Source organism: Methylophilus sp. (assembly GCF_052437885.1).
GTDB lineage: Bacteria > Pseudomonadota > Gammaproteobacteria > Burkholderiales > Methylophilaceae > Methylophilus.
The window spans coordinates 1-26,315 of sequence record NZ_JBQVPB010000008.1 but is presented as its reverse complement, the minus strand read 5'-3'; the positions used below and the strand labels follow the sequence as shown (position 1 = coordinate 26,315).

Below are 26,315 nucleotides of genomic sequence, written 5' to 3'. Positions count from 1 at the left end.
GTTCATTGCGTCTTCTCGCTGACGCCAGCACTTTCAAAGCTGGCCATCTCGTTGAGGAAAGCCACTGCCGATTGCAGCAACGGGTAGGCCAGCACCGCGCCGGTGCCTTCGCCCAGCCGCAGCGAAAGATGCAGCAATGGCTGTACTTTCAGGTGAGCCAGCATGATGCTATGCCCGCTCTCGTCAGAGCAATGCGCGAATACACAGTAATCCAGCACTTGCGGATACAGTTTTGCCGCCACCAGCAGTGCAGAAGTGGCAATAAAGCCGTCGATCAGCAAGGTGGCCCTGGCTTCTGCGCCCGCCAGCAAGGCGCCCACCATCATGGCGACTTCAAAGCCACCAAACACAGCCAGCGCTCGCAGAGGATCCCTGGCATCGACATGATGCGTCTGCAGGGCAGTGGTGAGTACCGATAGTTTATGATCCAGCCCCTTATCGCTGAGGCCGGTGCCGCGGCCTACGCACTGGTGCAGCGGCAAGTTGCACAATACGCTCATCAGGCAGCTGGCGCTGGAGGTATTACCTATGCCCATCTCGCCCAGGGCCAGCACATTACAGCCCTGTGCCATCGCATCGCGGGCGATCTCGGCACCGCGGCTGATGGCTTGCGTACATTCATCCGCGGTCATCGCCGGCTGATGCAAAAAACTCAGCGTGCCCATACCCAGCTTGGCATCTATCAGCAGCGGGTGCGGCTCAAAAACCGCATTCACACCACTATCGACCACCTGCAGCTGGAAAGCATGCTGCCGCGCGAACACATTGATCGCCGCGCCACCATTGAGAAAATTCAGCACCATCTGCGCCGTGACCGCCTGCGGATAGGGGCTGACGCCTTCGGCGACGATGCCATGGTCACCGGCGAATACCAGCATGGTCTGCTGCTGCAGGCTGGGATGCTCGGTTTTCTGGATCAGGCCCAGCTGCAATGCCAGCGTTTCCAGCCTGCCCAAAGCCCCCAGCGGTTTGGTTTTCTGGTTGATACGCTGCAGCAGCGCAGTTTGCAAGGCGTCGTCGCGGGTGGAAGTTATCTGGAATTTTTGCATAGGCGTATTCTACCCGAGTAAATATAGACGTGTCAGAAAGCCAGGCTGGCAAGCCCAGTAAAATACTGGTGGCAAAATACGCTGACAAAATAAGGCGAAAAAAAGCCCCGCGATCGCGGGGCCAGCGGAGGGGATATAAAACCGCCTGGATTTAAAAACGCTTGAATCAGCTGATCTTGATAGGCACATAAATCTTGTTATCACCACGCATCACCAGCAGGGCGATGTTTTTGCTGTTGGGCGATAACTTGTCGTGCAACTGGGTGACGCTGGTGACCTGGTCACCATTCACCGCCAGGATCACATCGCCAGGCTGGATACCGGCATTGGCCGCCGGGCCTTTGCCCACTTCTTCGACCAGCAAGCCCTGTTTGACCTGAATCTGTGCCTGCTCCTGGGAAGTGAGCGGGCGCACACTCACGCCGAGCTTGGCCTGTTTGCTGTCGGGGGCAGCCACAGGTGCCAGCTTCGCGCTCTGCATTTCATCGACGCGCACGCTCAGGGTCTTCAGTGACTTCTTGCGCCAGACTTCCATCTTGACCGTGCTGCCGGGGGCCAGATTGGCCACCATGGGCGGCAAGTCGCTGGAGCTATCTATGACCTGGTTATTGAATTTCAGGATCACATCACCGGCTTCCAGACCGGCTTTATCGGCCGGGCCGTTCTTCTCTACATTGCTCACCAGCGCACCGCTATTGCTTTTCAGGCCGAACGAGCTCGCCAGGTCCTGGTTGATGGACTGCACACCGACACCCAGGCGGCCACGGCTGACTTTGCCTTTATCCAGCAATTGCTGCTCTATGCCCATGGCGACATCGATAGGGATAGCGAAAGACAAGCCCTGATAGCCTCCGCTGCGGCTATAGATCTGCGAGTTGATGCCGACCACCTCGCCATTCAGATTGAACAGCGGGCCGCCGGAATTGCCGGGGTTGATGGCGACATCGGTCTGCAGGAATGGCACATAGCCTTCATCCGGCAGGGCGCGTGATTTGGCCGAGATGATGCCCGCCGTCACCGTGTTATCAAAGCCGAACGGAGAACCGATCGCCACTACCCAGTCACCGACATTGCTGTTCCTGGTGCTGCCTATCTTGACGGTAGGCAGGTCCTTGCCGTCTATTTTCAGCACGGCGACATCGGTCAGTTTATCCACACCTATCACTTTGGCTTTGAACTCGCGTTTATCGGTCAGCCTGACAATGACTTCGTCGGCCTTATCCACCACATGTGCATTGGTCAGGATCACACCGTCAGGCTTGACGATAAAGCCTGAGCCCATGCCGCTCATAGGCATTTCGGTCTGTGGCTGCTTGGGCTGAAAACGGCGGAAAAACTCATACATGGGGTCATTCGGGTCCATGCCCGGAATACCGCTGGTCTTGACGGTGCCGGTGACACTGATATTGACCACGGCCGCGCCCTGACTGGCGGCGATGCTGGCAAAGTTCGGCAGCGTGATATAGGCACTGGGGCCAGCGATGGTCTGCGCCGCCACCGGGGCGGTGGCCTGGGCGTCATTGACCAGTGTGTTGCCCTTTACCCAGTAGCCAGCGCCAAACAAGGCCGCGACGGCCAATGGCACACTGACCCAGTGCGCGAGTTTCGATTGCATGAATGCCTGCATAACTTGATTCCTTTCCTGGAGACTTGTTTTTTAACGAGTGTTCATAGGCGGACTACAAAAAACACTTTCTGCGCTTATGAGCAAAAAAGTCAGTGCGAAGTTTCCCTGAGTTTGTATCCTGATGTATCACGCCGTGAGGCTGCGGTGTCTGTCTGGTCAGCTTTATCAGGCTGTGTGCGTGATACACTGCCAACTTTCATTGTGCACTCGCAGTTTGTATTTGCTCATGCCTGCTATTCCCGCGTTTTTGAAAGCTTACTGGCCACGCCCGGTCACCGGTTCCCTGCGTGACCATGCCCGCGCTGCATTTGGCGCCGGACTGGGTATTTTAGCGACCGGCCTGCTGGCCCGTGCTGCCTTGCCTGGTGATTGGCTCAGTGCCATCTTCCTGATCGCGCCCATGGGGGCGTCGGCCGTGATCCTGTTCTGTCTGCCTTCCAGCCCGCTGGCGCAGCCGTGGTCTATTCTGGCCGGCAACACTGTCGCCGCATTGTGTGGCGTTTTCTTTGCCCACCTGCTGCCGGGGCAGCTGGCTTATGCCGCCGCGCTGGCCATGCTCTCAGCCATCAGCCTGATGTTCGCCCTGCGCTGCCTGCACCCACCCAGCGGTGCGGTGGCGTTGACGGCCGTGCTGGGCGGCGAGACCATCTACCAGCTGGGCTATGGTTTTATCTGGTGGCCGGTGCTGGCGAATAGTCTGTTGCTGGTATTGTCGGCCTGGCTGTACCACACGCTGACCGGCTACCGTTATCCGGCGGTGCAAATAGACAGCAAGCCCACCTCTCCCGAGCATATGAACTACCAGTTCGGTTTCCGCCAGGAAGACTTGCAGGCGGCTTTGGGCCAGTTTCATGAAGTACTGGATATCAGCCCGGATAGTTTGCAGGCGCTGTTGCAACAGACCGAGCTAATCGCCTATCACCGCAAACTGGAAGAGATAGAATGCCGGCATGTGATGCGGCCTGTCACTGACACCCTGCAATTTGGCGATACGCTGGAAGATGCCTGGCAGACCCTGTTGCAGCAATCCGAACCGGCCATCCCGGTCATCAACAAGGCCAGCCTGGTGATAGGCCTGCTGAGCGTGGCTGATTTTATGCGGCATGCCAAACCGGAAAGATTCAATCTGGTGGCGCCTGCGCTTAAAAAACTGATACGCTGGTCACCCACCACCCATAGCAACAAGCCGGAAGTCGTCGGCCAGATCATGGCGACGCCGGTGATCACCATACTGCAAGACATGCACTTGATGCATACCATCCCCCTGATGACCAGCCATCATCTGCAGCTGGTGCCTGTGGTCGACCAGCACAATAAACTGGTGGGCATACTGACGCAGACCGATATCATACGCGCGCTGTATCGCTAGGCTGTCAGATCAGCGTTTTTTCAGCTTTTGCAGTTGCTGGTAGGGCACAATCACCTCGCGTGAGGCCAGTACGATCTCGCGCAAAAAACACAGCAGGGCCAGTATCAGCGAGGCCATGGAGATAATAAAAGAGATCATCACCAGGTGTGGCAAACGCAAGCCGGTTTCTACAGAAAGAAACATACTGGCGATGGAGACGCAGATGCACAGCGCGGCAAATGTCGCCAGGCCTATAGACCGCCGCAACCAGCTGGTGCGCCGCACAATGATCTTCAGCTCATCCATGAAACGCTCGCGTTTTTCTTCCGGCGCGTCGGTGAGAAAGCGCGCCCGGTCTATAGACCGCCCCAGGCGGCCTATCAGCACACCGAGTATGGAACCTATGCCGGTGAGCAAAAACACCGGCGCGACCGCATCGCGGATGGCCCCCGATACGTTGTGGATGTCAAATGCGCTAGCTATCATAACCGGCATGCTTCCTTTCTGCAGTGATCGCCTGCCTGTGCTGCAAGCAGTTCTTGTGCCCGGGCAACATACCTATATTCCTCCGCGCGGATAGCACTTTTACCACCCTCATTTCTGCACCAATACAGGGAATCAACGCCCTATCCAAGTGCGCCTGGCGTTGAATCAGGCGCTTTCTCTATGGATTCCAGCCTAGCTACAGGCACAAGCAGGCGGGAAATGACCGTTTGCAGGCCTCAAAGCAAAAGGAAGCGGCCTTTTTTGCCGCTTATTCAAAGTATTGCGACTTCAGTTTAGGACCCGTTCTTGCTGTACATGGCTGGGATATCCGATGATTTTGAAAGTGTTTCATGCTCAAGCAACCCCTTACCGATGAACTTACCAGCCATTTCAGACAAGTTAATGACTTTCGTTCCCGCATCTATCAACTGCAAAACGCCTGGGATAGCCTGGCGTTAATGGCTCAGCTTTCGGGCACTGGTTCCGAAATGGAGCATACCCGCAGTGCGTTTAACACCATCTCCAATGATGTGCTGCAGCACCTTTCGCAGGAGACTTTGCGCAAAACGGCGGCGCAATTATCTTCCAAGGCGTTTGAGATCATCAACCTGCTGGTGCGCAACCTGTTTGAGCGCACCGCCGATATCGGATTTTTTGCCACCGATGACGATGTGCGCGATTATCTGGCGCAATACATGCAGGGCGCGCTGACCGATGAACAGCACGATGCGCTGTGTTCGCGGTTTGAGGAATACCAGAAAAAATATACGGTCTACGAGAACATAGTGCTGTTTGACAGCCAGGGCCAGCTACTGCATCAACTGGACCCCAGCCAGACCATGCTGGATCATTTCCACCCTATCGTGGCGCTGGCGCAGCAATCCAGCGAGCCGTATATAGAGCGTTTTTACGAGACCGAGCTCAATGGCCGCACTTATAAATCACTGGTCTACGCCCATGAGGTGCGCAGCCAGGATGGCCGTAAGCCTTTGGGCGTATTGTGTCTTTGCTTCAAGTTCGTCAATGAGCTGGATACCATATTCCACAACCTGATCGCCGAGAACGACTGGACAGTCGGCGTACTGCTGGACGAGCAGCGCAATGTGATCGCATCAAGCGATGCCTACCAGATCCCGCTGGGCGCCAAACTGTGCACCGCACCCGATCAGGACTGGTTTATCTGCCGCTTTGCCGGGCGCGAATATTTATGCGTCACCAAACACTCCCAGGGCTACCAGGGTTATCTGGGGCCGGGCTGGCTGGGCCAGGCCATGATCCCGCTGCAATATGCGTTTCACCACACCATGCACGCCATGGTGGCACAGATCGATGGCGAGACCCTGCGCAAGGTCATGCGCAGCCCCATGATATTCTCAGACACCCTGCTCAATATCCCCAAGCAGGCCGCCAGCATACAGAGCAAGCTGAACCAGTCAGTGTGGAACGGCAATATCTGGCAAAGCAATTATGTGGATACCCAGCAAAAGAACTTCTCGAAGACCCTGTTGTGCGAGATCAGCAATACCGGCCATAAGACGCAGCAGATCATTGAGCAGATGGTGTCCGAGCTTTACCAGACCGTGGTATCGGTGATGCTGGAAAACTCCAGTTTTTGCGCACAAATGGCAGTGGATATCCTGGACCGCAACCTGTACGAGCGCGCCAATGACGTCCGCTGGTGGGCGCTTACTCACAGTTTCAGAGAGTTGCTGGCACAAAGCCAGGTCAGCAAAGACGACAAACGCAAGATGACCGAGACCTTGCGTTATATCAATGGCCTGTATACCGTGTATGACAACCTGATCGTGTTTGACCGCCAGGGGGAAGTAATGGCGGTGTCCAACCACCGTTATGAACACCTGGTCGGCACCCAATTGCAGGATGACTGGGTAGGCCGCACGCGCAGTTGTCTGTCGACCCAGGATTATGTGGTGTCGCCGTTTGAGAAAACGCCGTTATACGGCGACCAATGCACCTATATTTACGCCGCGCCTATCCGCCACCTGGAGGTCAACAGCATAGTCGGCGGCATCGCCATCGTGTTTGACAGCACGCCGCAGTTTCAGGCCATGCTGCAGGATGTGGTGCCGCGTGATGGCGATGATGCGCCGGTGGCAGGCAGCTTTACCGTGTTCGTCAATGACCAGTCCAGCGTGATCTCCAGCACCCACGGCGAGATCGCCATCGGCGAGAGTTTTGAGCTGATCCCGGCCATAGGCAAGTTGAAAGAAGGCGAACAGCTGTTTGATATCGCCGTTTATCACAACACCTATTACGCCGTGGGCGCGCATGCCTCTTATGGCTACCGCGAATACAAAGGCGCGCAGGACAGCTACCGCAACAAGGTGGTGGCGCTGATCTTTACACCGCTGGGCAAGGTGGATGAGATCAATCAGCGCATCAGCGCCGAAGCGCAGGTCATACACAACAAGTTCAACCCCAACCTGTTCCTGCAATACGGCAAGGACACCCAGGAATATGCGACTTTCTACGTGGCCGACACCTGGATGGGCATAGAAACGCAGTATGTGCGCGAAGCGATAGATGAAGTGCAATTACGCACCCTGCCAGAACCGGCACCCTTTATCGCCGGCATGCATGCCTACCAGAATGAGGTGATCCCCATCATAGACCTGGCACGCATGCTGGGCCACGCCCATTACTCCACCGATTACCGGCAGATCATTGTGATAGAAGATAAATCCAGCTCGCTTAAATTTGGCGTATTCGTCTCGGCGCTCGGTGAGATCCCGTATCTGACGCCAGGCCAGATCCAGCCGATGACGGCATTGTTCAGGGGCGTCAGCCATAACCCCGGTATCGCCATTGCCAACATCGCGCAGCACAGCATGCTGACACTGGTCACCGCGCAAAGCATGTGGAACAAGGCGCTCACCGTGCGTACACTCAGGCAGGAAGAACAGGTACTTGTCTGATGAACAGCCAAACCATACTCGGCATCATGCAAAACGACATCATGGAATCCTTACTCACCGCGCAACAGCAACGCCTGATGGATACCTTGCTGGACAACCTGGATGGCATGGTTTATCGCTGCCTGTATGACGACAGCTGGACCATGATCTATGTCAGCAAAGGCTGCCAGTCACTCACTGGTTATACGCCGCCCGAGTTGCTGCTGAATAAAGACATCTCCTATGAGCGCCTCACCCACCCCGATGACAGGGAAAAAGCCAGAGCCATCATTGCCGAAGCGCTGGCAAAAAGTGAGCGTTTCCAGCTGGAATACCGCATCGTGCGCGCCAATGGCGATATCGTCTGGGTGGCCGAACGTGGCAGCGGTGTCTTTGATGACGAAGGCCAGCCAGTGGCGCTGGAAGGCATCATTCAGGACATCAGCGACCGCAAACGCATAGAGCAGGCATTGTTCAGCACCGAGCAAAAATACCGCTCCATGTTTGATAACTCCACCCTGGGCATGTTCCAGACCACTGAATCCGGCACCTACCTGAATGCCAACCAGGCCCTGGCCGATCTGTACGGCTACGCCTCTGCCGACGAGCTGATCAGCGACCTCAACAATATCAGCACCCAACTGTATGTCGCCGAAAGCCGGCGTGGCGAATTCACTGCCGCCATCAGCGCCTATGGCCGTGTGCAGAACTTTGAATCCGAAGTCTACCGCCACAACGGCGAAACCATCTGGATATCAGAGAATGCGCATGCGGTCTATGACACCCTGGGCCATATCCTGTATTACGAAGGCACGGTAGAAGACATCACCAGCCGCCGCAATCATGAGCAGCAGATACACCAGCTGGCCGTCACCGACAACCTGACCGGCTTGCTCAACCGCCATGCCTTCAGCGGCAAACTGGCCAGCCTGATCGCCGAAGCCGACAAGATGCAGCGCAAGATCGCGATCGCATTTATAGACCTGGACCATTTCAAGCTCATCAACGACACCCTGGGCCACAGAGCCGGCGATAAAATGCTGGAGAATGTCGCGCAACGCCTGATACAGAGCACCCGCCCTACCGACGCCATCGTGCGCTTTGGCGGTGACGAATTCGTCATGCTTTACCCCGGTCTGCGCGCAGGCGAAGATGCAGAACCGCTGCTGGCACGCGTGATGGAAGCCATCTCTCTGCCGATAGAGATAGGCGACTATGTATTCAACATGACCTGCAGCGTGGGCGTGAGTATCTACCCTGACCACGCCCAGGAGATAGACGCCCTGCTCAGCTGCGCAGACTCGGCCCTCTACAGCGCCAAAAATGCCGGCAAGAATAAAGTACAGATGTTCAGCGGCACGCTGGCGCAGCAACTGGGCGAACGCAACGAGATCGAATACGGCCTGGGCCACGCCTTGCAAAGGCAGGAGCTGATGCTGTACTACCAGCCACAGATCAATATGCAGCATGGCAACATCAACGCACTCGAAGCGCTGATACGCTGGCAGCACCCGGAAAAAGGCCTGATCCCGCCGGACGAATTTATCCCGGTGGCAGAAGAAACCGGGCATATTTTCGCCATCGGTGAATGGGTACTGCAGACCGCCTGCCAGAAAATCAAATCCATGCAGACCGAATGGGGCTACCTGGTACCTATCGCCGTGAATGTATCGCCTATCCAGTTCTTACGCGGCAACCTGGTCGAAACCGTGCAACGGGTACTGCGCCAGGAGCGCGTGCCGCCACACCTGCTGACACTGGAAGTCACCGAAAACGCCAGATTCAAGGACGAAGCCATGTTCACGCGCACGCTGGAACAACTGAAACGGCTGGGCGTCTGCATCGCCATTGATGACTTCGGCATAGGCTACTCCAATATGGCCTACCTGAAAAACTACCCTATCGATGAACTCAAGATAGACAAAGCCTTTGTGCAAGACCTGGAGCAAAGCGTGACTAACGGCAACATCCTGCTGGCGCTGATCAACCTGGGTAAAAGTCTGCATAAATCGGTGACTGCAGAAGGCATAGAAACGGAATACCAGCACCGTTTTCTGCTACACAGTGGCTGCGATGTAGGGCAAGGTTATTATTACAGCCGACCGTTGTCGGAACAGGCATTGGCTGAGTTTATGCGCGAGCAACAGCCTAAGTTTGATCATATGCAGAGAGTGGCCAGGTAAGACTGGCCATTATTGCGTTTTTAGTGTGCAGCATGGCATGCTGGGGGCCGGCGAGACTGCCAGTGAGCTAGTTGCATTTGTTGTGACGTTTTAATTGGTATTTCTTTGGATTTTTCAGTGCTCTATTGCACCCTTTTATTTCGCCTCTAGGCGAGTTACTTTTCTTTGCTTGCCCAAAGAAAATGTAACCAAAAGAAATGGACCCTAGCTTCCGCTTGTTTCCTGCGTTGCTCGTCAACGTGGGCGTCCAACGAAACTCGCCCTAGCGGCTTGCAAACTACGCAAGCCACCGCGGAACTCGAACAGACGCTGGCCGAAAACTCCCACGCTGACTGCGCTACTCGGCGCGTCAGATAGGGGCCCGTTAAAATCACCACGATGACACAATGATTGAACTCAATGGACAGAGGGCGCTAAGCACCTGTGTAATCTAAGACCAACCCGCCAACTATCTTTTTGATTTGTTTTATTGCACTGATCGAGTGGGATGCAATGTAGGGGAACTCACCCAAGTAACCGCGTAGTGTCTTTCAGGGTCCCCTATCTGACGCGCCGAGTAGCGGAGTCAAAATAAGGAGGAAGGGAGCGACTGTCTGAGCTCCGCGGTGGCCTGCGTATTGTGCAGGCCGCTAGGGCGAGTTTCGTGACCGCTTATTTTGATGAGCAACGCAGGAAACAAGCGGAAGCTAGGGTGCCCTTTCTTTTGGTTACATTTTCTTTGGGCAAGCAAAGAAAAGTAACTCGCCTAGAGGCGAAAGAAAAGGGTGAAATCATCCAAAGAAATACCAATTACAAAGTGATCGCGGATGTAATATCCAACCAAATAAAGCACAAACCCAGTCTGCGCTGGCACGCCCCGCTGTTGCAGCACTTAAATCATGAGTTCGTATGTTCAATCTCCGGCAATGCCTCATGCTTGATCGCTGCCTCAAATGCCGTCAAACGCTTATACACCGACAACAACTCAACGATCGTCGTCCACGAATTCACCAGATACTGGAACGAGTTACTCACTTGCGAGAACGCTGTCAGTATCTGCTGCAGGATACCGAAAGTGATCTTGCCTGCCGCAATGGTAGGCACCAGGATCAGGTAAGCAAATATATTATCTGCCTGTAAATACAAGCTGCGCGCCACATTGAAATACATATAGTGGAAATACAAGCGGAAGTAATTTGTACGCACATCCTGAAACAACGATCTCAAGGTCGCCGGTTGCGCCCGTTCCGCATTATCCTCGCCATACACCAGTTCTTTGCGGTATGCGGCTTCTACCCGTTGATTCCTGAATTCCAGGCCCGGCAATTTGATACCCACGGCTGCCAGCAATAATGTGCCAAACACTGACCAGGCGATCGCGGCGGTGAACAGCGGTGCAGGCACCGCGCCGAACACCGGCAGTTCGCTGACATAAGCCGACAGGCTCCACAACACCGGCAGGAAAGCCACCAGCGTCATGATGGCTTCTACCATGGATACGCCCAGGCCTTCCATAATGGTGGCAAAGCGCATGGTATCTTCCTGCACCCGCTGCGAGGCACCTTCAATGCGGCGCACTTGCGGCCATTGGCTGGTGTAAAAGTCGTTCATCGCCGTGCGCCAGCGGAAGATATAGTGGCTGACGAAGAAACGCGTGATGACATAGATAAAGATGGCGACGAAGGCGATCTCGGCAAACTGCAGCATCAGCGTGTATAGCTCGGCGGTGGTCACTTTGGAGTTGGGTGACAGCGCCGCCTGTACGCCATCAAAAAACGGCCGACGCCAGTTATTGATCGCGACTGACACCTGTACTGAATAATAGGTTGAAAACAGGATAAAAGCCGAACCGACTATAGACCACCATTGCCAGCGGCTGGGTTTCAGCGTGAACCAGAGTAAAGCGAAAATGGCGACACTGACGGTGTAATACACATAAAACAATTTGAAGGAGTCGGTGACAAAGTGGCCCAGGCCGATCACCGGCTCTTTTTCACTCATGTTCAGGCCGACCATAGCGCCTATCACGCTAGAAAACTCGAACCACACCCCGCAGGAGATCACAGACCATAAAATGACTGAAGGCCAGAACCAGCGGGAGTCAGGGAAAAAGGATTTGAACATGGATTTTTCTTTAGGATGTTTTTTGCCAGTGTATTGCTTGAAGCAAAGACCTGCAAGAAAAAAGCCTCGCTAGGAGGCTTTTGGAGGATCAATGATGTTCGTTTCAGTGACTTAATGTATGGTCACTAGCTCTTGTAACCGCGGAAGCAGCAATCGATAGGCGCTGACTTGCTGCTGATAAACCGGGTGTGAGGTGTTCTCGCTTTGTGCTGGGTGTTGTGCATGCGTTTTTTGGCCACGGCATGCTCAACCACGACTTCCTGATTGTCTTGTTTGCTGGCAGCAACCTGTACCACAGGCTCAGGTTGACGGGCCTGGCCGTCTACCAATTTTTGTGGCTCTTTTTGCGGTGTTTGCTGCATTTCGGCCGGGGCGTGCTGTTCAAACGTCATCATGATGACGGCCAGTACGTTGGCAAAGATCAATTTTGGAACCATATAGGATTTTGCGTGCATTACGTGAACCATTCAACTCGTTATTTAATGTGCAATGGTAGAGGTGCCTGTCTGTAGGAATAAGAAGGATATCGCCTATTTGCCTGTCAGAATATCCTTACATGGCGGTGAAATGCCCGTTGTGCTTAGGCTTAAGATCCAGCGATTCCCCCTTATGCGACTATCTGTGGCATGCTGAAAACGTTTCTTTATTTTGCTGGTCATAACGCTTACTTCAATCGGCAGCATTAACCACAGGCGGGGATACGCATGAAAAAAATAGTAGCGTTTTTTTGTTTCACTTTCACCCCCCTTTTGGCCACCCCCCTGTTGGCGCAGGCGCAGCCGGACATGGTCGATACCCTGGAACTGGGGCATTCTATCGTGATGGTCACCACCGACCTGCCTGGTGGTTCCAACGGACGTGGCTCGGGTGTCGTGGTCAGCCCGGAATATGTCGCCACCAATTGCCATGTGATCGCCAATAGTAACGGTGCCAATATCGCCAAATTCCGCGATGGTTACCAGCCAACTGGGCTCAAGGCCAACTGGCGACGCGATCTCTGCCTGCTTAAATTCACACCACTGCCATTCAAACCAGTGCCCATGCGCGAAAGTAAGACCCTGCAATACGAAGAAGAAGTGTTCACGCTGAGTTTTCCGGCCGGGTCGCCGGTGCCACAGACTTCGTATGGCACGATCAAAGGCATTTACCCTTACGATGGCGGCCAGATCGTACGCTCCAGCGCGACCTTCGCCATGGGATCCAGCGGCGGCGCCCTGTTTGACCAGGACTTTAACCTGATCGGCCTGACCACGTTTAAAAGCCCTGGCCATCACGCGTTTTTTTACAGCTTGCCGGTGGAGTGGATCAAGGAATTGATGGATAGCCCGGACGTGGTTTCATTGAAAACCCAGGAAGTGCCGTTCTGGGCGTTGCCCATCGCCGAGCGGCCTTATTTTATGCAGGTGGTGATCCCGTATCAGAATGAAGAATGGGCCGCGCTGAAAACCATTGCTGAGCAGTGGACCGGCAAGGAACCGGGGTCGGCAGATGCCTGGTATTTTTTAGGCCTGGCGGAAGAAGGCCTGCTGCAACTGCCACAGGCAGAAAAGGATTTTAAACGCGCTTATAGCATCAACCCGCGTGACCTGGATGCCATGCTGGCGTTGTCACGTATCGCGCTGGTGCAGAACAACCTGAGCGCGCTGGAATCACTGCAACCCGCGGTCTCGGCACTGGATAAAACGCAGGGCGATCTGATCGCACAGCAGATCAGCAAGCTGAAGCAGAGCAATTAACTGCAAGCAAAACGCTAACAGCCTATTCGTCATACCGGCGGAGGCCAGTATGACAACGGTGAAAGTGGTTAAGCAAGTAATGCTGCTGAGCTTACCACCTCAAACTACGGTGCCCGACATAAGCCATGATCGCCGTAGGCACCAGCATACCCAGCACATACCAGATCGCCAGGAAAGGCGCCGCCATTTCCGGGCAATGCAGGGCATAGATACTGGCACCGCTGCTACCCGCCAGCCAGCCGGCGATTGCGCCGGTCAACGCCGGCCGTGTAGGCGCCAGGTTGCGTAAGGTCAGCAGCGTCAGCGTGCCTACCGGCACTGCCAGCAATGTGATATTCATGATGCAGACGCGCCAGGTCTTGCCCCAGACCATGTCCGCATGCTGGCTTGCTTCTGTGCCCAGCCAGCTGGCAATCGCCCATATCCATAAAGCCAATACCGGCAGTGGCAGTAGCCAGTAAGCTGCCTGCAGAGACTTGCCCGGTCTGGACAATGTGATAAGTAACACCAGCGCTGTCAGGGCGCTAGTCAGCGGCACCCCCAGTTTCATCCAGAAAGCAAAGCTGGTGCTCACTGCGCTTAAATCTGGCCGTATGCCATAAATGGTGATCAGCAATAGCAGGGAGATGCATGCCCCCGCCAGCAGTGCCTGGCCCAGTGCTTTTTCATTGGCATGCTGCGCGACCGGCTCTACCCCGGTAGCCAGCATTTGGATCAATTCATCAGTTTTCATGCTTGTTCCTTCCACTTATTGGCCAGTGCTTTCATGCCGCGATGCACCGCCACTTTGATGGCAGAGATAGACATCCCTGTCATAGCCGCCGCTTCAGCCACCGACAAACCCTGCAGTTTGGTGTGCTGTATCGATAAGCGCTGACTGGCGGGCAATGCGGCGAGCATCACCGCCAGGTCTTTGTTCGAGGCAGCGGCCTCACCATCATCAGCGGACATCCATTCGACATCGTCATCAAACGGGTCATTCAAGGCTTCATGATGCGCACGCCTGCGCAAACAATCTATCATTTTGTAACGTGCTATCGCATACAGCCACGGCGTGAAGGGTTGTTCCCTGTGGTAGGTATGCCGTTTGGTATGTATCGCCAGCAGCGTCTCCTGCAACAGATCCTCGATCTCATCAGGGGCACTGCTCAGGCGTCGCCTGAAATAGGCACGCACCAGCGAACTGATACTCTGCAATACCTTTTGATAGGCCGCTGCATCGCCATCCAGGGCACGCAACATCAACGCACGCAGTTCTTCTTCACTCATCATTGTTCTATTCGCTTATGAAGTATAAAAGTTACACAGGGCTGCAAAAAAATATTTTTATTAACAAGTGTAACCATAATCCGCACTGCCACGTATTAGCAAGAGAACATTGTGCAGAGAGCAACACAAACTGCGCAATGCATCTCAACCCTGACAGGAGTTTTTAAAATGAATATCAAACAGTTAGCTGTACTCGCCACCACTATCATCGCCACCAGTGCTTTTGCCGGTAGCCCGCCAGAAAAAAAATGCAGCGCCGGCACCTGTAGCAAAAAAGAGAAAGCTGCCGAGAAAAAAGACGCTTCCTGCTCTAAAAAAGAAGCTGTCGGTGAGCAAAAAGAAGCCTCTTGCAGTAAAAAAGAAGCTTCCTGCTCCAAGAAGTAAGCCGGATTAAGGAAACAGGGATATCACCATGGCCGGACTCGGTTACCGCGCAGAAATGAATGACTGGCAGATAGCGTCTATAGATGCCGATTTCTTTGAAGTCGCGCCTGAAAACTGGATACGTCGTGACAGGGCGCCGCTTTACCAGCTCATAGACGCAGGCCGCCCGGTCCGGCTGCATGGTGTTTCTCTCAACCTGGGTGGCAGCGCACCTATAGAGCATGCTTTCCTCAACAGCGTGCGCGAACTGATGCATGACCTGCAGGCTGAGTATTATTCCGACCACCTGGCCGCCAGTGGCGACGCGCACCAGCTGTATGATCTTTTCCCGGTGCCGTTCACTGATCGCGAGGTGATCCGTATCAGCGACCGCATCAGACATGTGCAGGATGTACTGGGCACTAGGATCGCAGTCGAGAACACCACCTACTATACCAACATCGGCGACATGAGCGAGGTGGAGTTCCTGATGCGGGTGGTAGAGCGGGCAGACTGTCATATCTTGCTCGATATCAACAATATCGTGGTCAATCACAAGAACCACCAGCTGGCAGGCTTGCAGCAGTTTTTAGATCAGGTTGAGATGCAGCGCGTGACCTATATGCACGTAGCCGGCCACGAGTTTGATGAGCGTTTCGGCCTGTATATTGATACCCATAGCCAGGGCGTGGAGACGGCAACGCGCGAGGCCGCCTTGACACTGCACCAGCGATACGATATCCCCATTCTGCTGGAATGGGACAACGACATCCCCTCGCTGGCGACCATTAATCAACAACTATCATGCCTGAAGACTTCTATCTCTATATAAGGGGCGTGACTGAGGTGATCCCGCCCGGCTACGGCGAATCCGGCATGCGCGCTTACCGGCACCTGGTATACCTGGGGGCGAGCCAGATGGTTGAAGCACATTTTCCGGCCATCCGCGAGCAACTGGGTGAAGCGGCATGGAAAACATTGATACAGGCATTCGTACGCCAGTCTGCCTGGACATCACATTATTATGGAGACTTAAAAGATGAATTCCTGGCATTTCTGGCACGCGAAACTGATAGCGGGCATACGTGACCCATATCTGAGCGACTTGGGCTTGCTGTCCCTGAGACTATGGGCGGGGCAGGAGTTTTTAGTGGCGGGGTATACCAAACTCAGTGGCGGCATTCATGCGCCGGAGTGGTTCAGCAGCCTGTCGTTTCCCTGGCCACTGGCTTTGCTGGGCCCAGACCTGAACTGGGTGATGGCGGGCAGCGGCGAGATCGCATTCGGGTTCGCACTCTTGATAGGTTTTTATAGCCGGCTGGCAGCGCTGGGTCTGTTATTTATCAGCTATGTCGCCATCTACACTGTGCATTTTGATTTAGGCTGGGCCGGCTGGAACCAGATAGACACCGAAGCAGGCCTGGGATTTAAAGTGCCGCTGATGTTGTCACTGATGTTATTCACCATTTTGACGCAAGGTAGCGGACGCTACAGCGTGCAGGAGCCATCACCATGAAGCTGATACGCGATCTGAAAAGTGCTTTGCTGTTATGCCTGTGCTTGCTGCTGGCCATGCCTGCATACGCAGACACGCAAAAAGACACGCTGGTGCTAGGCATGGGCTGTTTCTGGGGCGCCGAAAAACGCATGAGCGAGATCCCCGGCGTGATCAAGACCGAAGTCGGTTATGCGGGTGGCAGCAGCGCCTCCCCCACCTATGAATCGGTTTCTAAAGAAGGTCATTCCAACCAGCCGGCTACCCATGCCGAGGCCCTGAAAGTCACTTTTGACAGCCAGGTGACCACGCTGGATAAAGTACTGGCGGCGTTCTGGCAGAATCACGACCCTACCCAGGGCAACCGCCAGGGCAATGATATAGGCTCCAATTACCGCAGTGCGATCTTTTACAACTCAGCCAGCCAGCAACAAGCCGCGCTACAGACCAGGGATATTTACCAGCAGGCTTTAAGCAAAGCCGGTTTAGGCAAGATCACCACCGAGATCACGCCGCTTAAAGCGTTTTACCCGGCCGAAAGTTACCACCAGCAATACCTGAAGAAAAACCCGAATGGCTATTGCGGGCTAGGCGGCACTGGCGTGGCTTTTCCCGGCAATACCGTGGCGGCCCCGGTGGCGGCCGCAACGCTGGATGGCAAGAAGCTGGCGACAAAGCAACTGGTGGTGTTCGAATCTGAAGTATGCAATTTTTGCAAAGCGTTTGAAAAAGACATCATGAGTCAGTGGAAATCCGATGTCAGCATAGACAAAACTTACGCCACCCAGGCGCCTGCCGGCTGGGTGCTGAAGGAAGCGTTATGGGCGACGCCAACCATAGTGCTGTTTGAAAATGGCAAAGAGGCAGCGCGTTACACTGGCTATGATGGTAACAAACAGCGTTTCTGGCGCTGGCTGGGTGTGCAAACGCTGACGGCCGAGCAACGCAAGATCGCTTTCGAAAAAGGCACAGAGCTGCCTTTCACCGGCTCTAACCTCGATAACCATGCCGCGGGCTATTATGTAGACCCGGTGTCAGGCGAGCGCCTGTTCCGCAGTGACAAAAAATTCAACAGCGGCACCGGCTGGCCGAGCTTCTTTGACCCGTTGCCTGGCGCACTGGTATTGAAAGAAGACACCAGCCATGGTGCACGCCGCACTGAAGTACTGAGCGCCAGCTCGGGCATACACCTGGGCCATGTGTTTGACGACGGCCCGCCACCGACTGGTAAAAGGTATTGCATCAATAGCGCTGTTTTAAAGTTTGTGCCGGATAAAAAGGATAAGACTATTTAAAGTCTTGAACGAGTCTCGAGTATCAAATTGTTAAAAGTCGCACAACTCGATTCATAATATGGCATTACTTTATATGGCCACATTTGGCTTTCAAGGATGTTTGTGACAGATCACACGCAACAGTCACTGGTTGTGGGTATTTTGCTGGCGGGCGGATTTTCGCGCCGCTTTGGCCCGCAGGATAAATTGCTGCATCCATTGGCTAGCGGATCATCTGTGGCAGAGACTGCCGCGCAGGCCCTGATAGCTGCTTTACCGCAAGCAGTGGCAGTGGTGCGGCAGGAGAATGTACTGTTACAGGATGCGCTGATCGCTCAGGGTTTTCGTGTCACACCGTGCGCAGCAGATGCGACGGAGATGGCAGATAGCCTGAAGCTGGGTGTGCAGGCGGCCCAGGCTGCTTTTCCGGCTGCGACTGGCTTTGTCATTGCGCTGGCAGATATGCCTTATATCCAGCCAGACACTATCCGCAAAGTGGCGCATCAATTGGCGTTTTCTGCCATCGTACAACCGGCGGTCAACGGGCAGCGTGGTCACCCGGTCGGCTTTGCCAGCCGGTTTGCGCAGGCCCTGCTGGCCGTGAATGGTGATCAGGGCGCACGCGCAGTGTTACGCGCCCATGCGCATGAAGTGTTTTTGCTGGCCGGCGAGGATAGCGGCATTTTGCGGGATATCGATACGCTGGCTGATCTTGACTGATCTTGGCTGGGCTGGGCTGGACTGATCTTGACTGTCCTGGGCGTGGTCTGATGCCGCACCCACCTGCCTGATGTCACATCCGAGTGCTCAGGCGACCGCGCGCTTGTCGCCGGTTTGAGCTATCCCGGTTTGAGCAACGCCGGACTGCTGCAGTTGCGCTCGCTCCTGTATCAGTTCGGCCAGTATCGAGACTGCGATCTCGGCAGGGGTACGACTGCCTATGCGCAGCCCGACCGGCCCATGCAGGCGGTTGACTTCCTGCTCGCTTAAATCAAAGCTGCGCAGACGTTGTTTGCGCTTTTCCTGATTTTTGGCGGCGCCCAAAGCCCCGATATAGAAGGCTTGCGATTTAAGCGCCTCGAGCAAGGCCATATCATCCAGCTTGGGGTCATGCGTGACGGCGACGATGGCGGTATGCGGGTCAGGCGCTATCTCCAGCACCACATCATCCGGCATGCCAGGCAACCAGTCGGCCCCTTCTACATGCCATTCAGCACGCATTTCTTCGCGCGGGTCACAGATCATGACATGAAAATCCAGCGCCTGCGCCATGGCGGCCAATATCGAGCCCAACTGGTTGGCCCCTATGATGAGCAAGCGCCACTGCGGGCCGAAATAGCTGTGAAACCAGTCTGCCTCCAGATAAGGCTGGCCTTCAGGCAATACATAATGGTGTTTCACCTCGCCGCTGGTCAAATGCACAGAGCGCTTGAGCAAGCGCCGTTGCGCCAGGCTTGCCAGCATGGGCGCCAACTGCGCTGCATGGCTGAGCGGCTCGCAAAAGATCTTGAGCTGCCCGCCGCAGGGGATACCGAAACGCTGGGCTTCTGCCTGGTTGATCCCATAGTCCATGATAGACGCCTGCTCAGGCAAAGCCTGATGCCTGGCTTTATCTGCCAGGTCATCCTCTATACAGCCCCCGGACACCGAGCCCACCAGGTGGCCATCCTCGCGCACCACCAGGATAGCGCCCGGCAGCCGGGGCGCGGAGCCCCAGGTCTGGATCACGGTGAACAGATGCGCAGCATAACCTTGCTGCAACCAGTCGCTGGCGCGCTGCAACACTTCCTGATCAGAAGATTGCATCAGGGTTACGCCAGCTGGTCACCGATAGGCAGGCGGCGTATGCGTTTGCCGGTGGCGGCAAACACGGCGTTAGCCACCGCCGGGGCCAGAGGCGGCACACCAGGCTCGCCCACACCGCCCATTTTTTCGCTGCTTTTCACGATATGCACCTCTACTTTAGGCATATCTTTCATGCGCAACACCTGGTAATCATGGAAATTCGACTGCACCACCTGGCCGTCTTTAAAGCTGATCTCGCTGCTCAGGGCCGCACCCAGTGCATACGCCACTGAAGATTCCATTTGCGCCTGCACACCCTCAGGGTTCACTGCCAGGCCGCAATCAATGGCGACCACCACGCGATGGACTTTGACTTCGCCTTCTTTGACCGAGACTTCGGCGACTTGCGCCACATAACTGCCAAAAGACTCATGCACGGCGATGCCGCGGAACACACCGGCTGGCAAAGGCTTGCCCCAGCTGGCTTTATCCGCCGCCAGGTTGAGTGCCGCCAGATGGCGTGGATGGTCTTTGAGCAACTGGCGCCGGTAAGCCAGCGGCTCCTGTTTGGCGGCATGTGCCAGTTCGTCTATCAGGCTTTCCATGACAAACCCTGAATGGCTATGGCCGACCGAACGCCACCACAACACCGGGATATCACTCGGCACCGTATGCAGGTGCACCTGGTGATTGGCAGTGCCTTTCACATACGGCGAATCGGCCACGCCCTCTACCGAGGTCGCATCGATACCATCCTTGATCATGACGCCCTCAAACGGCGTGCCTTTGATAATAGACTGGCCGACCAGCGTGTGTTGCCAGACCAATGGCTTGCCCTGTGCATCCAGCGCGATACTGGCGCGGTGCACAAACATGGGCCGGTAAAAACCGCCTTTGACATCATCCTCGCGGCTCCACACGGTTTTCACCGGCAAGCCAGCGGCTTTGGCCACTTCTACCGCCTCGGAGACAAAGTCTGCGCGCGGGTTGGCTCTACGACCAAAACCACCGCCGAGAAACTGGGTATGTATCTTCACCTGTTCCGGCTTCAGGCCCAGGATCTTGGCCGCAGCCGCCTGGTCTGTGGTCTGCATCTGCGTGCCGGTCCAGATATCGCAACCGTCACCCGAGATCTTGACCGCGCAATTGAGCGGTTCCATAGGGGCATGCGAAAGAAATGGCAGCACGTATTCTGCAGTCACGGTCTGTTTGGCCTTTTTGCCGGCACTGGCAATATCGCCAGCCTTGGCCGCTTGCACTCCGGGTTTTCCGGCCAAAGCCTGGTATTGCTTGAGTAGTTGCGCCGTATCCGGCCTGTCATGCCCCGCTTCGTCCCACACCAGTTTCAGTGCTTCACGCCCCTGCTTGGCAGCCCAGTAATTTTCGGCGATCACGGCAGCGCCGGTCGGCACCTTGACCACGTTGATCACACCGGGGATCTTGCGCGTGGCACTGTCATCATAAGACTTGAGTTTGGTGCCAAACACCGGCGCCCGCGCCACCATGGCGATCTTCAGGCCATCAAACTGTACATCCTGTCCAAACCTGGCCGTGCCGTTGATCTTGTCGGCGCTATCCAGGCGTTTGGTCGGCTTGCCGATAAACTTCCACTGTTCAGGTTTTTTCAGCACGACATTCTTAGGCGTTTCCAGCGTGCTGGCCGTGTCTACCAGTTGCCCGTAACTCAGTTTCTGCGTGCCATTGATCACATAACCGTTTTCAGTGCGCAAACCGTCAACCGGCACTTTCCATTGCTTGGCGGCGGCCTGCAGTAACAAAGCCCGGGTCAGGGCGCCGGCCTGGCGATAGCGTTCAAACTCAGACCAGGTGGTGGAAGAACCACCAGTGATCTGGATGCCATAAGCGGTATGCACATAAGCAGGCGCTGCCGGTGCATGCTCGACCTTGATCTTGCTCCAGTCGGCATCCATCTCGTCGGCGATCAGCATAGGCAGTGTGGTCCATATGCCTTGCCCCATCTCACTATGGGCCAGCATCACGGTGATACTGTCATCCGCGCCTATGCGCAAAAATGCATTCGGTGGCGGCAAGGTCAATGTTTCAGCGGCATTGGCCGCGCCCATAAAGCGCTTGGCCTGCGGAATGCTGAATGCCACGACCAGGCCACCAGCCACCAGGGCAGTACTCTTGATAAAGCTGCGGCGGGAGAAGTTGATCATATCGTTCATGGTATCTCTCCTTAGGCCAGTTTTTCGGCAGCTTGGTGTATGGCTACCCGTATGCGCTGATAAGTCCCGCAACGGCAGATATTGCCACTCATGGCCGCATCGATATCGGCATCACTGGGCTTGGGGTTCTGCCTGAGCAATGAGGTGGCCGACATGATCTGGCCAGACTGACAGTAACCGCATTGCACCACATCGATCTGCTGCCAGGCGGCCTGCACTGCCTGGCCGACCTTGTCGTCCTGCATGGCTTCTATGGTGGTGATCTTCTTGCCTGCGGCGGCACTCACCGGCGTTACGCAGGAGCGTATGGCCTGCCCATCGAGGTGCACGGTACACGCGCCGCACATGGCCATGCCACAGCCGAATTTGGTGCCGGTCAAACCGGCGATATCGCGGATCGCCCATAAAATGGGCATATCATCGCTGACGTTTAATTCTGTTTCTTTGCCATTGATATTGAGTTTCATCGGTAAGGGTTCCTTGGTGACGGACGTTAGTACAACCGTTGGGGTCAGTGCGCAAAACCCTGCTGACGGGGCTTCATCTTTATGAAAACATCCTAACATACATGGTTGTATGTATGAATAGATTGTGCCGGAAAAAATGGAAAATTTAATTCTGCACAGGGGGGTGGCTGATCAGCCTGGCTCGCTTTTTCGCCAGGTTTGATCTGCTATAGCGAGGTGTTAAGCAAAGCCGGGGGAGGACTCCAGTGGCGATTAAAGCCAGCCCTGCCGCTCGGCCAGTGTATACACCGCCATGCCGGTCAGCATGCTGGCGACGAATATCCACACGCCACTGCCGCCCACCAGCAACGAAGCGACCGCCGGGCCCGGGCAAAACCCGGCCAGGCCCCAGCCTATGCCGAATAGCACCGCTCCGATGATAAGTGGCCGGTCAATGCGGGTGGTTTGCGGCAGATCGATAGACAACCCCAACACGCTCCAGGTGCGCTGGCTGGCCTCACGAAAGGCAAAAAAACCGACAGCGATCGCGCCCAGCATGACGAACGCCAGTGACGGGTCCCAGTCACCGGCGATATCCAGAAACGCCAGTACTTTGGCCGGATTGGTCATGCCGCCTATGATCAGGCCGAGGCCGAATACCAGCCCTGCCAGCAATGCGATCAGGTTCACCATTGTGCGCTTCCTTCAAATGATAGTGCTGCGTTCAGGCTGGTCATCAATGGCGGCTGAGCCATACCACCACCATCGCCACCAGCATAAAGGTCAGGGTGGCGACCAGCGAGCGCAACGACAGCCGCGACAAGCCGCAAACCCCGTGGCCACTGGTACAACCCGAGCCCAGGCGGGTACCAAAACCGACCAGCAGACCTGCCACTATCAACACTGGCAGACCCGCTGCTATCTGTATCTCCGGCAGTGGCGTGAATACCTGATAAACAAAGGGTGACAACAGCAGGCCGATGACAAACGCCAGCCGCCAGGCTTTATCGCTGGCATTGCCAGCCCACAACTGGCCGACGATGCCGCTGATGCCAGCCACTTTACCCAGCCAGCGTATCAACAACAGGGTAGAAAAACCGATCAGCAAGCCACCGATCAGGGATTGCCAGGGAGTGAAGTGGGTCATCGCCTATGCGCTCAGAAATAAGATAGATTGATTTTTGCCGGTCTGCGCGATCAGAGGTCAATCCTCTTCGTCTGTGGTATCCAGGTTGGGGCGCGGCACATTCTGATTGCATTCAAAACCCACTTTTTCCAGCGCGATGCGAAATTCGCAACTGGCCAGATGCCCTTCCAGCCTACCATTGATCTTGGTGGTCTCCTGCTTGCAGAACGCGCAACGATAGCGATGCGCGTGGCCCTCAAAATGCTCTTGCGGATAGTCGATATAAAAAAGCTTTTTCATCATCTTTCCCCCAACATTGCTTATGGTCACTCTATCCTACGCCGGGTTCTGCTTGCAGACAACACACAAAAAATTGTTCTTGTCACGCATATTCGCACGCTGCAGATAACGCCCTTATTTTAATCACCCCTGAATTCCCACAGCCAATCAATGACTTACACGATCCACCCACAGGCCACCCCAAAAGTTATCCACAAAAAATGTGGATTCAGGGTCTGCCTCAGCCGCGGGTGTGCAAAGCGGCGATCTCCTGAATATCCAGGTCGCGCTCCATCATATGCAGCAGTTCGTCATGGATCTGGCCGGAGCGGTGCAAGCGCAGCAATTCCTCACGTCCGGCGGCCACCGCTGCCAGCACCACATCAAAATGCGCTTTGCGTATATCGGCAGGTAGCGCATGCGCGTCTTTCAGGCTGTGGGATAAATCTGCACGGTAACCATACTGCTCCAGCAGGCGCGGGTGTATCACCGCCCCCGCTTCATCATGCGCCAGCTGTTTGACCACCTCGAACTGCACGGCTTCCAGCCTGGCCCAGGTTTGCGGCTCGTTAAGATAGACCTGCTCATGCGCCACATGCCTGATATTGAGTACGCGTATCAGCCAGCCTATGCTGGTACCCTGCACCAGCACTGTCACCAGGATGACGGCAAACGCGCATAACAACATCAGGTCGCGCCCCGGCACTTGCGCCGGCACCGCCAGTGCCGCCGCCAGCGTGACTACCCCGCGCATGCCGGCCCAGCTTTTCACAAAGGATTCACGCCAGTTGGTCTGTAACTGCGTTTTCTGCGGCTGCCTGAACAGCCTGGTGAGGGCGTCTACCGCAAATATCCAGATAAAGCGTGAAACGATGACCGCCACCAGCACTAGCAGCACCTCCATACTGTAAGCGCCCCATGATTTTTCGGCATGCTCTATCCTTTCCCACACACCGCGCAGCGATAAACCGATCAGGATGAACACCAGCGATTCAAGTATGAAGATCATGATCTCCCAGAAAGCACTGCCACGCCTGCGCGCGGTGGCCGTCATGATCTCGTGCTGGAACCAGCCCAGTATCATGCCGTAGGTCACGGTAGCGATCACGCCGGAAACCCCCAGGTGCTCGCCCACCACGTAACATATCCAGCCCGGTAACGCCGAGGCCAGTATCACGAGCGCGGTATCTTCCAGAAAGCCGAGGATCTTATACACCAAATAAGCAAACACCGCCCCCAGCAACACGCCGCCCACGCTGAGCAGCACGAACTCGCCCACCGCAGACTGCATGGAGAATACCCCGGTCAGCACCACCGCGATCGAGAACTTGTACAACACCAGCCCGGTAGCATCATTGAGCAGGCTTTCCCCCTCAAGCAACACCAGTAATTTGCGCGGCAACGCCACCCGCTGCAACACCGCTTTGGCCGCGATCGCATCCGGTGGCGACACGATGGCCCCCAGCGCGAAACACACCGCCCATGGCAAGCCAGGGTTCCATGCATGCAAGGCCAGGCCGACGACCAGGGTGGTGAATAGCACTGCACCTATCGCCAGCAGCAAGATGCCAGACAGGTGACGGCGGAACTCATGCCAAACGGTGAAATAAGCGCCATCCATCAGCAATGGCGGTAAAAATACCACCAGCACCAGTGCGGGGTCTATTTCGAAGGCGGGAAGGCCAGGCAAGAAAGCAATCACTGCACCGCCTACCAGTTGCGCCACTGCAGGGGGTAAACGCAGTTTTTTGGCTGCCAGTTCGAGGCCGATGATGGCGACCAGAAACAAGAGGATCAGGTTGAAATAGAATTCGTTGCTCATAATGATTTTTCAATATCGAAAAGCTGTGGTTACAACCGCAGAGTATAGATATTACTCTTTAATGCTGGGGTTTTAGTTTGCGGCCGAATCGGGGTGTATTTGTGGAAAGGGTTAAAGTTGATGTTGTGCGCAGGCAAGGTTAATGATTAGCATTGGTTGGATGTTGGATCTGATTGAAGTTGTCATTGGTATTTTTTTGGATGGTTCTGTGCTCTATTTGAGCATTTTATTTCGCCTGTAGGCGAGTTACTTTTCTTTGCTTGCCCAAAGAAAATGTAACCAAAAGAAAGGGCACCCTAGCTTCCGCTTGTTTCCTGCGTTGCTCATCAAAATAAGCGGTCACGAAACTCGCCCTAGCGGCCTGCACAAGACGCAGGCCACCGCGGAGCTCAGACAGTCGCTCCCTTCCTCCTTATTTTGACTCCGCTACTCGGCGCGTCAGATAGGGGCCCATTTAGACCCACCACGTTTAGGGAGTGGTGAAGCTCAAACTGCACAGGGCGCTTAGTAACCCTCTTAACTTCCAAAACTAAAACCAACCCACCAACCCACCAACCCACCAACCAACCAACCAACCAATTCTTTAGGTTTGTTGGTGGGTTTTGTTTCATTTCGGTTTTTGCTTTGTTTTATTTCAATGTTTGCGCGGGAATAAAAGCGGCGAGTCTCAGCTTACGTGAGAGCGTGTGGTTTTAACGGGCCCCTATCTGACGCGCCGAGTAGCGCAGTCAGCGTGGGAGGGGTCGGCCAGCGTCTGTTCGAGTTCCGCGGTGGCTTGCGCAGTGTGCAAGCCGCTAGGGCGAGTTTCGTTGGACGCCCA

The 26,315-nt window shown here is 55.2% G+C and carries 24 protein-coding genes; 10 read left to right on the top strand and 14 right to left on the bottom strand.

Translation table 11 applies throughout. The annotated features are described in order from the left end of the window. Positions 1-2: 2 nt before the first annotated feature. Positions 3-1,049, bottom strand: coding sequence for a nicotinate-nucleotide--dimethylbenzimidazole phosphoribosyltransferase (gene cobT / locus ACT6RZ_RS09575; protein ID WP_444701895.1), 1,047 nt, complete (start codon positions 1,047-1,049; stop codon positions 3-5). A gap of 166 nt (positions 1,050-1,215) precedes the next feature. Then, positions 1,216-2,676: a DegQ family serine endoprotease gene (locus tag ACT6RZ_RS09570; RefSeq protein ID WP_444701894.1), complete on the bottom strand. Its 1,461-nt coding sequence runs from the start codon at positions 2,674-2,676 to the stop codon at positions 1,216-1,218. Between the two features lie 226 nt (positions 2,677-2,902). Between ACT6RZ_RS09570 and ACT6RZ_RS09565 the strand changes: the two genes are divergently transcribed. Next, the gene (locus ACT6RZ_RS09565; RefSeq protein ID WP_444701893.1) at positions 2,903-4,045 is read left to right on the top strand and encodes an HPP family protein; all 1,143 of its coding nucleotides are present in this window, start codon (positions 2,903-2,905) and stop codon (positions 4,043-4,045) included. A gap of 9 nt (positions 4,046-4,054) precedes the next feature. Here ACT6RZ_RS09565 and ACT6RZ_RS09560 read toward each other — a convergent pair whose 3' ends face one another. Then, on the bottom strand, positions 4,055-4,510 hold the full coding sequence (locus ACT6RZ_RS09560; RefSeq protein WP_444701892.1) for a DUF2721 domain-containing protein: 456 nt from the start codon (positions 4,508-4,510) through the stop codon (positions 4,055-4,057). Between the two features lie 350 nt (positions 4,511-4,860). Between ACT6RZ_RS09560 and ACT6RZ_RS09555 the strand changes: the two genes are divergently transcribed. Next, the gene (locus ACT6RZ_RS09555) at positions 4,861-7,446 is read left to right on the top strand and encodes a chemotaxis protein CheW (RefSeq protein ID WP_444701891.1); all 2,586 of its coding nucleotides are present in this window, start codon (positions 4,861-4,863) and stop codon (positions 7,444-7,446) included. Further along, positions 7,446-9,608 carry a sensor domain-containing protein gene (locus ACT6RZ_RS09550; protein WP_444701890.1) on the top strand — a complete coding sequence of 721 codons (2,163 nt, stop codon included), beginning with the start codon at positions 7,446-7,448 and terminating at the stop codon, positions 9,606-9,608. The genes ACT6RZ_RS09555 and ACT6RZ_RS09550 overlap by 1 nt, the downstream gene beginning before the upstream one ends. Before the next feature lie 876 nt (positions 9,609-10,484). Here the strand turns inward: ACT6RZ_RS09550 and sbmA are convergent. Together sbmA and ACT6RZ_RS09540 are read right to left on the bottom strand one after the other, a co-directional pair. Beyond that, on the bottom strand, positions 10,485-11,711 hold the full coding sequence (sbmA, locus tag ACT6RZ_RS09545; protein ID WP_444701889.1) for a peptide antibiotic transporter SbmA: 1,227 nt from the start codon (positions 11,709-11,711) through the stop codon (positions 10,485-10,487). A gap of 125 nt (positions 11,712-11,836) precedes the next feature. Further along, complete coding sequence (locus ACT6RZ_RS09540) at positions 11,837-12,166, bottom strand: hypothetical protein (protein ID WP_444701888.1); 330 nt, start codon at positions 12,164-12,166, stop codon at positions 11,837-11,839. A gap of 249 nt (positions 12,167-12,415) precedes the next feature. Between ACT6RZ_RS09540 and ACT6RZ_RS09535 the strand changes: the two genes are divergently transcribed. Continuing rightward, entirely contained in the window at positions 12,416-13,447 is a 1,032-nt protein-coding gene (locus ACT6RZ_RS09535; protein ID WP_444701887.1) for a trypsin-like peptidase domain-containing protein, read from the top strand. 91 nt (positions 13,448-13,538) lie between these two features. Here ACT6RZ_RS09535 and ACT6RZ_RS09530 read toward each other — a convergent pair whose 3' ends face one another. Continuing rightward, positions 13,539-14,180, bottom strand: a complete 642-nt coding sequence (locus ACT6RZ_RS09530; RefSeq protein WP_444701886.1) for an NrsF family protein — start codon at positions 14,178-14,180, stop codon at positions 13,539-13,541. After that, positions 14,177-14,716, bottom strand: a complete 540-nt coding sequence (locus ACT6RZ_RS09525; protein ID WP_444701885.1) for a sigma-70 family RNA polymerase sigma factor — start codon at positions 14,714-14,716, stop codon at positions 14,177-14,179. The genes ACT6RZ_RS09530 and ACT6RZ_RS09525 overlap by 4 nt, the downstream gene beginning before the upstream one ends. Positions 14,717-14,884: 168 nt before the next feature. Between ACT6RZ_RS09525 and ACT6RZ_RS09520 the strand changes: the two genes are divergently transcribed. From ACT6RZ_RS09520 to ACT6RZ_RS09495, 6 genes are all read left to right on the top strand, one after another. Continuing rightward, positions 14,885-15,100 (top strand): hypothetical protein, encoded by a 216-nt coding sequence (locus ACT6RZ_RS09520; RefSeq protein WP_444701884.1) that lies wholly within the window; start codon positions 14,885-14,887, stop codon positions 15,098-15,100. A 28-nt stretch (positions 15,101-15,128) separates the two neighbouring features. Next, complete coding sequence (locus ACT6RZ_RS09515; RefSeq protein ID WP_444701883.1) at positions 15,129-15,911, top strand: DUF692 domain-containing protein; 783 nt, start codon at positions 15,129-15,131, stop codon at positions 15,909-15,911. Then, entirely contained in the window at positions 15,884-16,168 is a 285-nt protein-coding gene (locus tag ACT6RZ_RS09510) for an HvfC/BufC family peptide modification chaperone (RefSeq protein ID WP_444701882.1), read from the top strand. Before ACT6RZ_RS09515 ends, ACT6RZ_RS09510 begins: the two co-directional genes overlap by 28 nt. After that, the gene (locus tag ACT6RZ_RS09505) at positions 16,119-16,595 is read left to right on the top strand and encodes a DoxX family protein (RefSeq protein ID WP_444701881.1); all 477 of its coding nucleotides are present in this window, start codon (positions 16,119-16,121) and stop codon (positions 16,593-16,595) included. Before ACT6RZ_RS09510 ends, ACT6RZ_RS09505 begins: the two co-directional genes overlap by 50 nt. Continuing rightward, positions 16,592-17,869: a peptide-methionine (S)-S-oxide reductase MsrA gene (gene msrA, locus ACT6RZ_RS09500; RefSeq protein ID WP_444701880.1), complete on the top strand. Its 1,278-nt coding sequence runs from the start codon at positions 16,592-16,594 to the stop codon at positions 17,867-17,869. The genes ACT6RZ_RS09505 and msrA overlap by 4 nt, the downstream gene beginning before the upstream one ends. Positions 17,870-17,971: 102 nt before the next feature. Beyond that, positions 17,972-18,568, top strand: a complete 597-nt coding sequence (locus tag ACT6RZ_RS09495; RefSeq protein ID WP_444701879.1) for a nucleotidyltransferase family protein — start codon at positions 17,972-17,974, stop codon at positions 18,566-18,568. 87 nt (positions 18,569-18,655) lie between these two features. Here the strand turns inward: ACT6RZ_RS09495 and ACT6RZ_RS09490 are convergent, their stop codons facing one another. The 7 genes from ACT6RZ_RS09490 to ACT6RZ_RS09460 all read right to left on the bottom strand — a co-directional run bounded on the left by ACT6RZ_RS09490 (position 18,656) and on the right by ACT6RZ_RS09460 (position 25,495). Further along, positions 18,656-19,654, bottom strand: a complete 999-nt coding sequence (locus ACT6RZ_RS09490; RefSeq protein ID WP_444701878.1) for an XdhC family protein — start codon at positions 19,652-19,654, stop codon at positions 18,656-18,658. Between the two features lie 5 nt (positions 19,655-19,659). Continuing rightward, a complete protein-coding gene (locus ACT6RZ_RS09485; RefSeq protein WP_444701877.1) occupies positions 19,660-21,822 on the bottom strand; it encodes a molybdopterin cofactor-binding domain-containing protein in 2,163 nt (720 codons plus the stop codon). Positions 21,823-21,833: 11 nt separating this feature from the next. After that, a complete protein-coding gene (locus ACT6RZ_RS09480) occupies positions 21,834-22,289 on the bottom strand; it encodes a (2Fe-2S)-binding protein (RefSeq protein ID WP_379032793.1) in 456 nt (151 codons plus the stop codon). 252 nt (positions 22,290-22,541) lie between these two features. Next, the gene (locus ACT6RZ_RS09475) at positions 22,542-22,961 is read right to left on the bottom strand and encodes a DUF6691 family protein (RefSeq protein ID WP_444701876.1); all 420 of its coding nucleotides are present in this window, start codon (positions 22,959-22,961) and stop codon (positions 22,542-22,544) included. Between the two features lie 43 nt (positions 22,962-23,004). Next, positions 23,005-23,415 (bottom strand): YeeE/YedE family protein, encoded by a 411-nt coding sequence (locus ACT6RZ_RS09470; RefSeq protein ID WP_444701875.1) that lies wholly within the window; start codon positions 23,413-23,415, stop codon positions 23,005-23,007. A 57-nt stretch (positions 23,416-23,472) separates the two neighbouring features. Further along, a complete protein-coding gene (locus ACT6RZ_RS09465) occupies positions 23,473-23,694 on the bottom strand; it encodes a hypothetical protein (RefSeq protein ID WP_444701874.1) in 222 nt (73 codons plus the stop codon). Between the two features lie 220 nt (positions 23,695-23,914). Then, the gene (locus ACT6RZ_RS09460; protein WP_444701873.1) at positions 23,915-25,495 is read right to left on the bottom strand and encodes a Na+/H+ antiporter; all 1,581 of its coding nucleotides are present in this window, start codon (positions 25,493-25,495) and stop codon (positions 23,915-23,917) included. Between the last annotated feature and the right edge of the window lie 820 nt (positions 25,496-26,315).

Coding starts and splice junctions, on each gene's coding strand:
- ACT6RZ_RS09570 (WP_444701894.1), bottom strand. CDS start 2,676: ATGCAGGCATTCATGCAATCGAAACTCGCGCACTGGGTCAGTGTGCCA.
- ACT6RZ_RS09525 (WP_444701885.1), bottom strand. CDS start 14,716: ATGAGTGAAGAAGAACTGCGTGCGTTGATGTTGCGTGCCCTGGATGGC.
- cobT (WP_444701895.1), bottom strand. CDS start 1,049: ATGCAAAAATTCCAGATAACTTCCACCCGCGACGACGCCTTGCAAACT.
- ACT6RZ_RS09555 (WP_444701891.1), top strand. CDS start 4,861: ATGCTCAAGCAACCCCTTACCGATGAACTTACCAGCCATTTCAGACAA.
- ACT6RZ_RS09510 (WP_444701882.1), top strand. CDS start 15,884: ATGCCTGAAGACTTCTATCTCTATATAAGGGGCGTGACTGAGGTGATC.
- ACT6RZ_RS09530 (WP_444701886.1), bottom strand. CDS start 14,180: ATGAAAACTGATGAATTGATCCAAATGCTGGCTACCGGGGTAGAGCCG.
- sbmA (WP_444701889.1), bottom strand. CDS start 11,711: ATGTTCAAATCCTTTTTCCCTGACTCCCGCTGGTTCTGGCCTTCAGTC.
- ACT6RZ_RS09505 (WP_444701881.1), top strand. CDS start 16,119: ATGAATTCCTGGCATTTCTGGCACGCGAAACTGATAGCGGGCATACGT.
- ACT6RZ_RS09520 (WP_444701884.1), top strand. CDS start 14,885: ATGAATATCAAACAGTTAGCTGTACTCGCCACCACTATCATCGCCACC.
- ACT6RZ_RS09485 (WP_444701877.1), bottom strand. CDS start 21,822: ATGAACGATATGATCAACTTCTCCCGCCGCAGCTTTATCAAGAGTACT.
- ACT6RZ_RS09560 (WP_444701892.1), bottom strand. CDS start 4,510: ATGATAGCTAGCGCATTTGACATCCACAACGTATCGGGGGCCATCCGC.
- ACT6RZ_RS09480 (WP_379032793.1), bottom strand. CDS start 22,289: ATGAAACTCAATATCAATGGCAAAGAAACAGAATTAAACGTCAGCGAT.
- ACT6RZ_RS09550 (WP_444701890.1), top strand. CDS start 7,446: ATGAACAGCCAAACCATACTCGGCATCATGCAAAACGACATCATGGAA.
- ACT6RZ_RS09535 (WP_444701887.1), top strand. CDS start 12,416: ATGAAAAAAATAGTAGCGTTTTTTTGTTTCACTTTCACCCCCCTTTTG.
- msrA (WP_444701880.1), top strand. CDS start 16,592: ATGAAGCTGATACGCGATCTGAAAAGTGCTTTGCTGTTATGCCTGTGC.
- ACT6RZ_RS09470 (WP_444701875.1), bottom strand. CDS start 23,415: ATGACCCACTTCACTCCCTGGCAATCCCTGATCGGTGGCTTGCTGATC.
- ACT6RZ_RS09540 (WP_444701888.1), bottom strand. CDS start 12,166: ATGCACGCAAAATCCTATATGGTTCCAAAATTGATCTTTGCCAACGTA.
- ACT6RZ_RS09465 (WP_444701874.1), bottom strand. CDS start 23,694: ATGAAAAAGCTTTTTTATATCGACTATCCGCAAGAGCATTTTGAGGGC.
- ACT6RZ_RS09515 (WP_444701883.1), top strand. CDS start 15,129: ATGGCCGGACTCGGTTACCGCGCAGAAATGAATGACTGGCAGATAGCG.
- ACT6RZ_RS09475 (WP_444701876.1), bottom strand. CDS start 22,961: ATGGTGAACCTGATCGCATTGCTGGCAGGGCTGGTATTCGGCCTCGGC.
- ACT6RZ_RS09565 (WP_444701893.1), top strand. CDS start 2,903: ATGCCTGCTATTCCCGCGTTTTTGAAAGCTTACTGGCCACGCCCGGTC.
- ACT6RZ_RS09460 (WP_444701873.1), bottom strand. CDS start 25,495: ATGAGCAACGAATTCTATTTCAACCTGATCCTCTTGTTTCTGGTCGCC.
- ACT6RZ_RS09490 (WP_444701878.1), bottom strand. CDS start 19,654: ATGCAATCTTCTGATCAGGAAGTGTTGCAGCGCGCCAGCGACTGGTTG.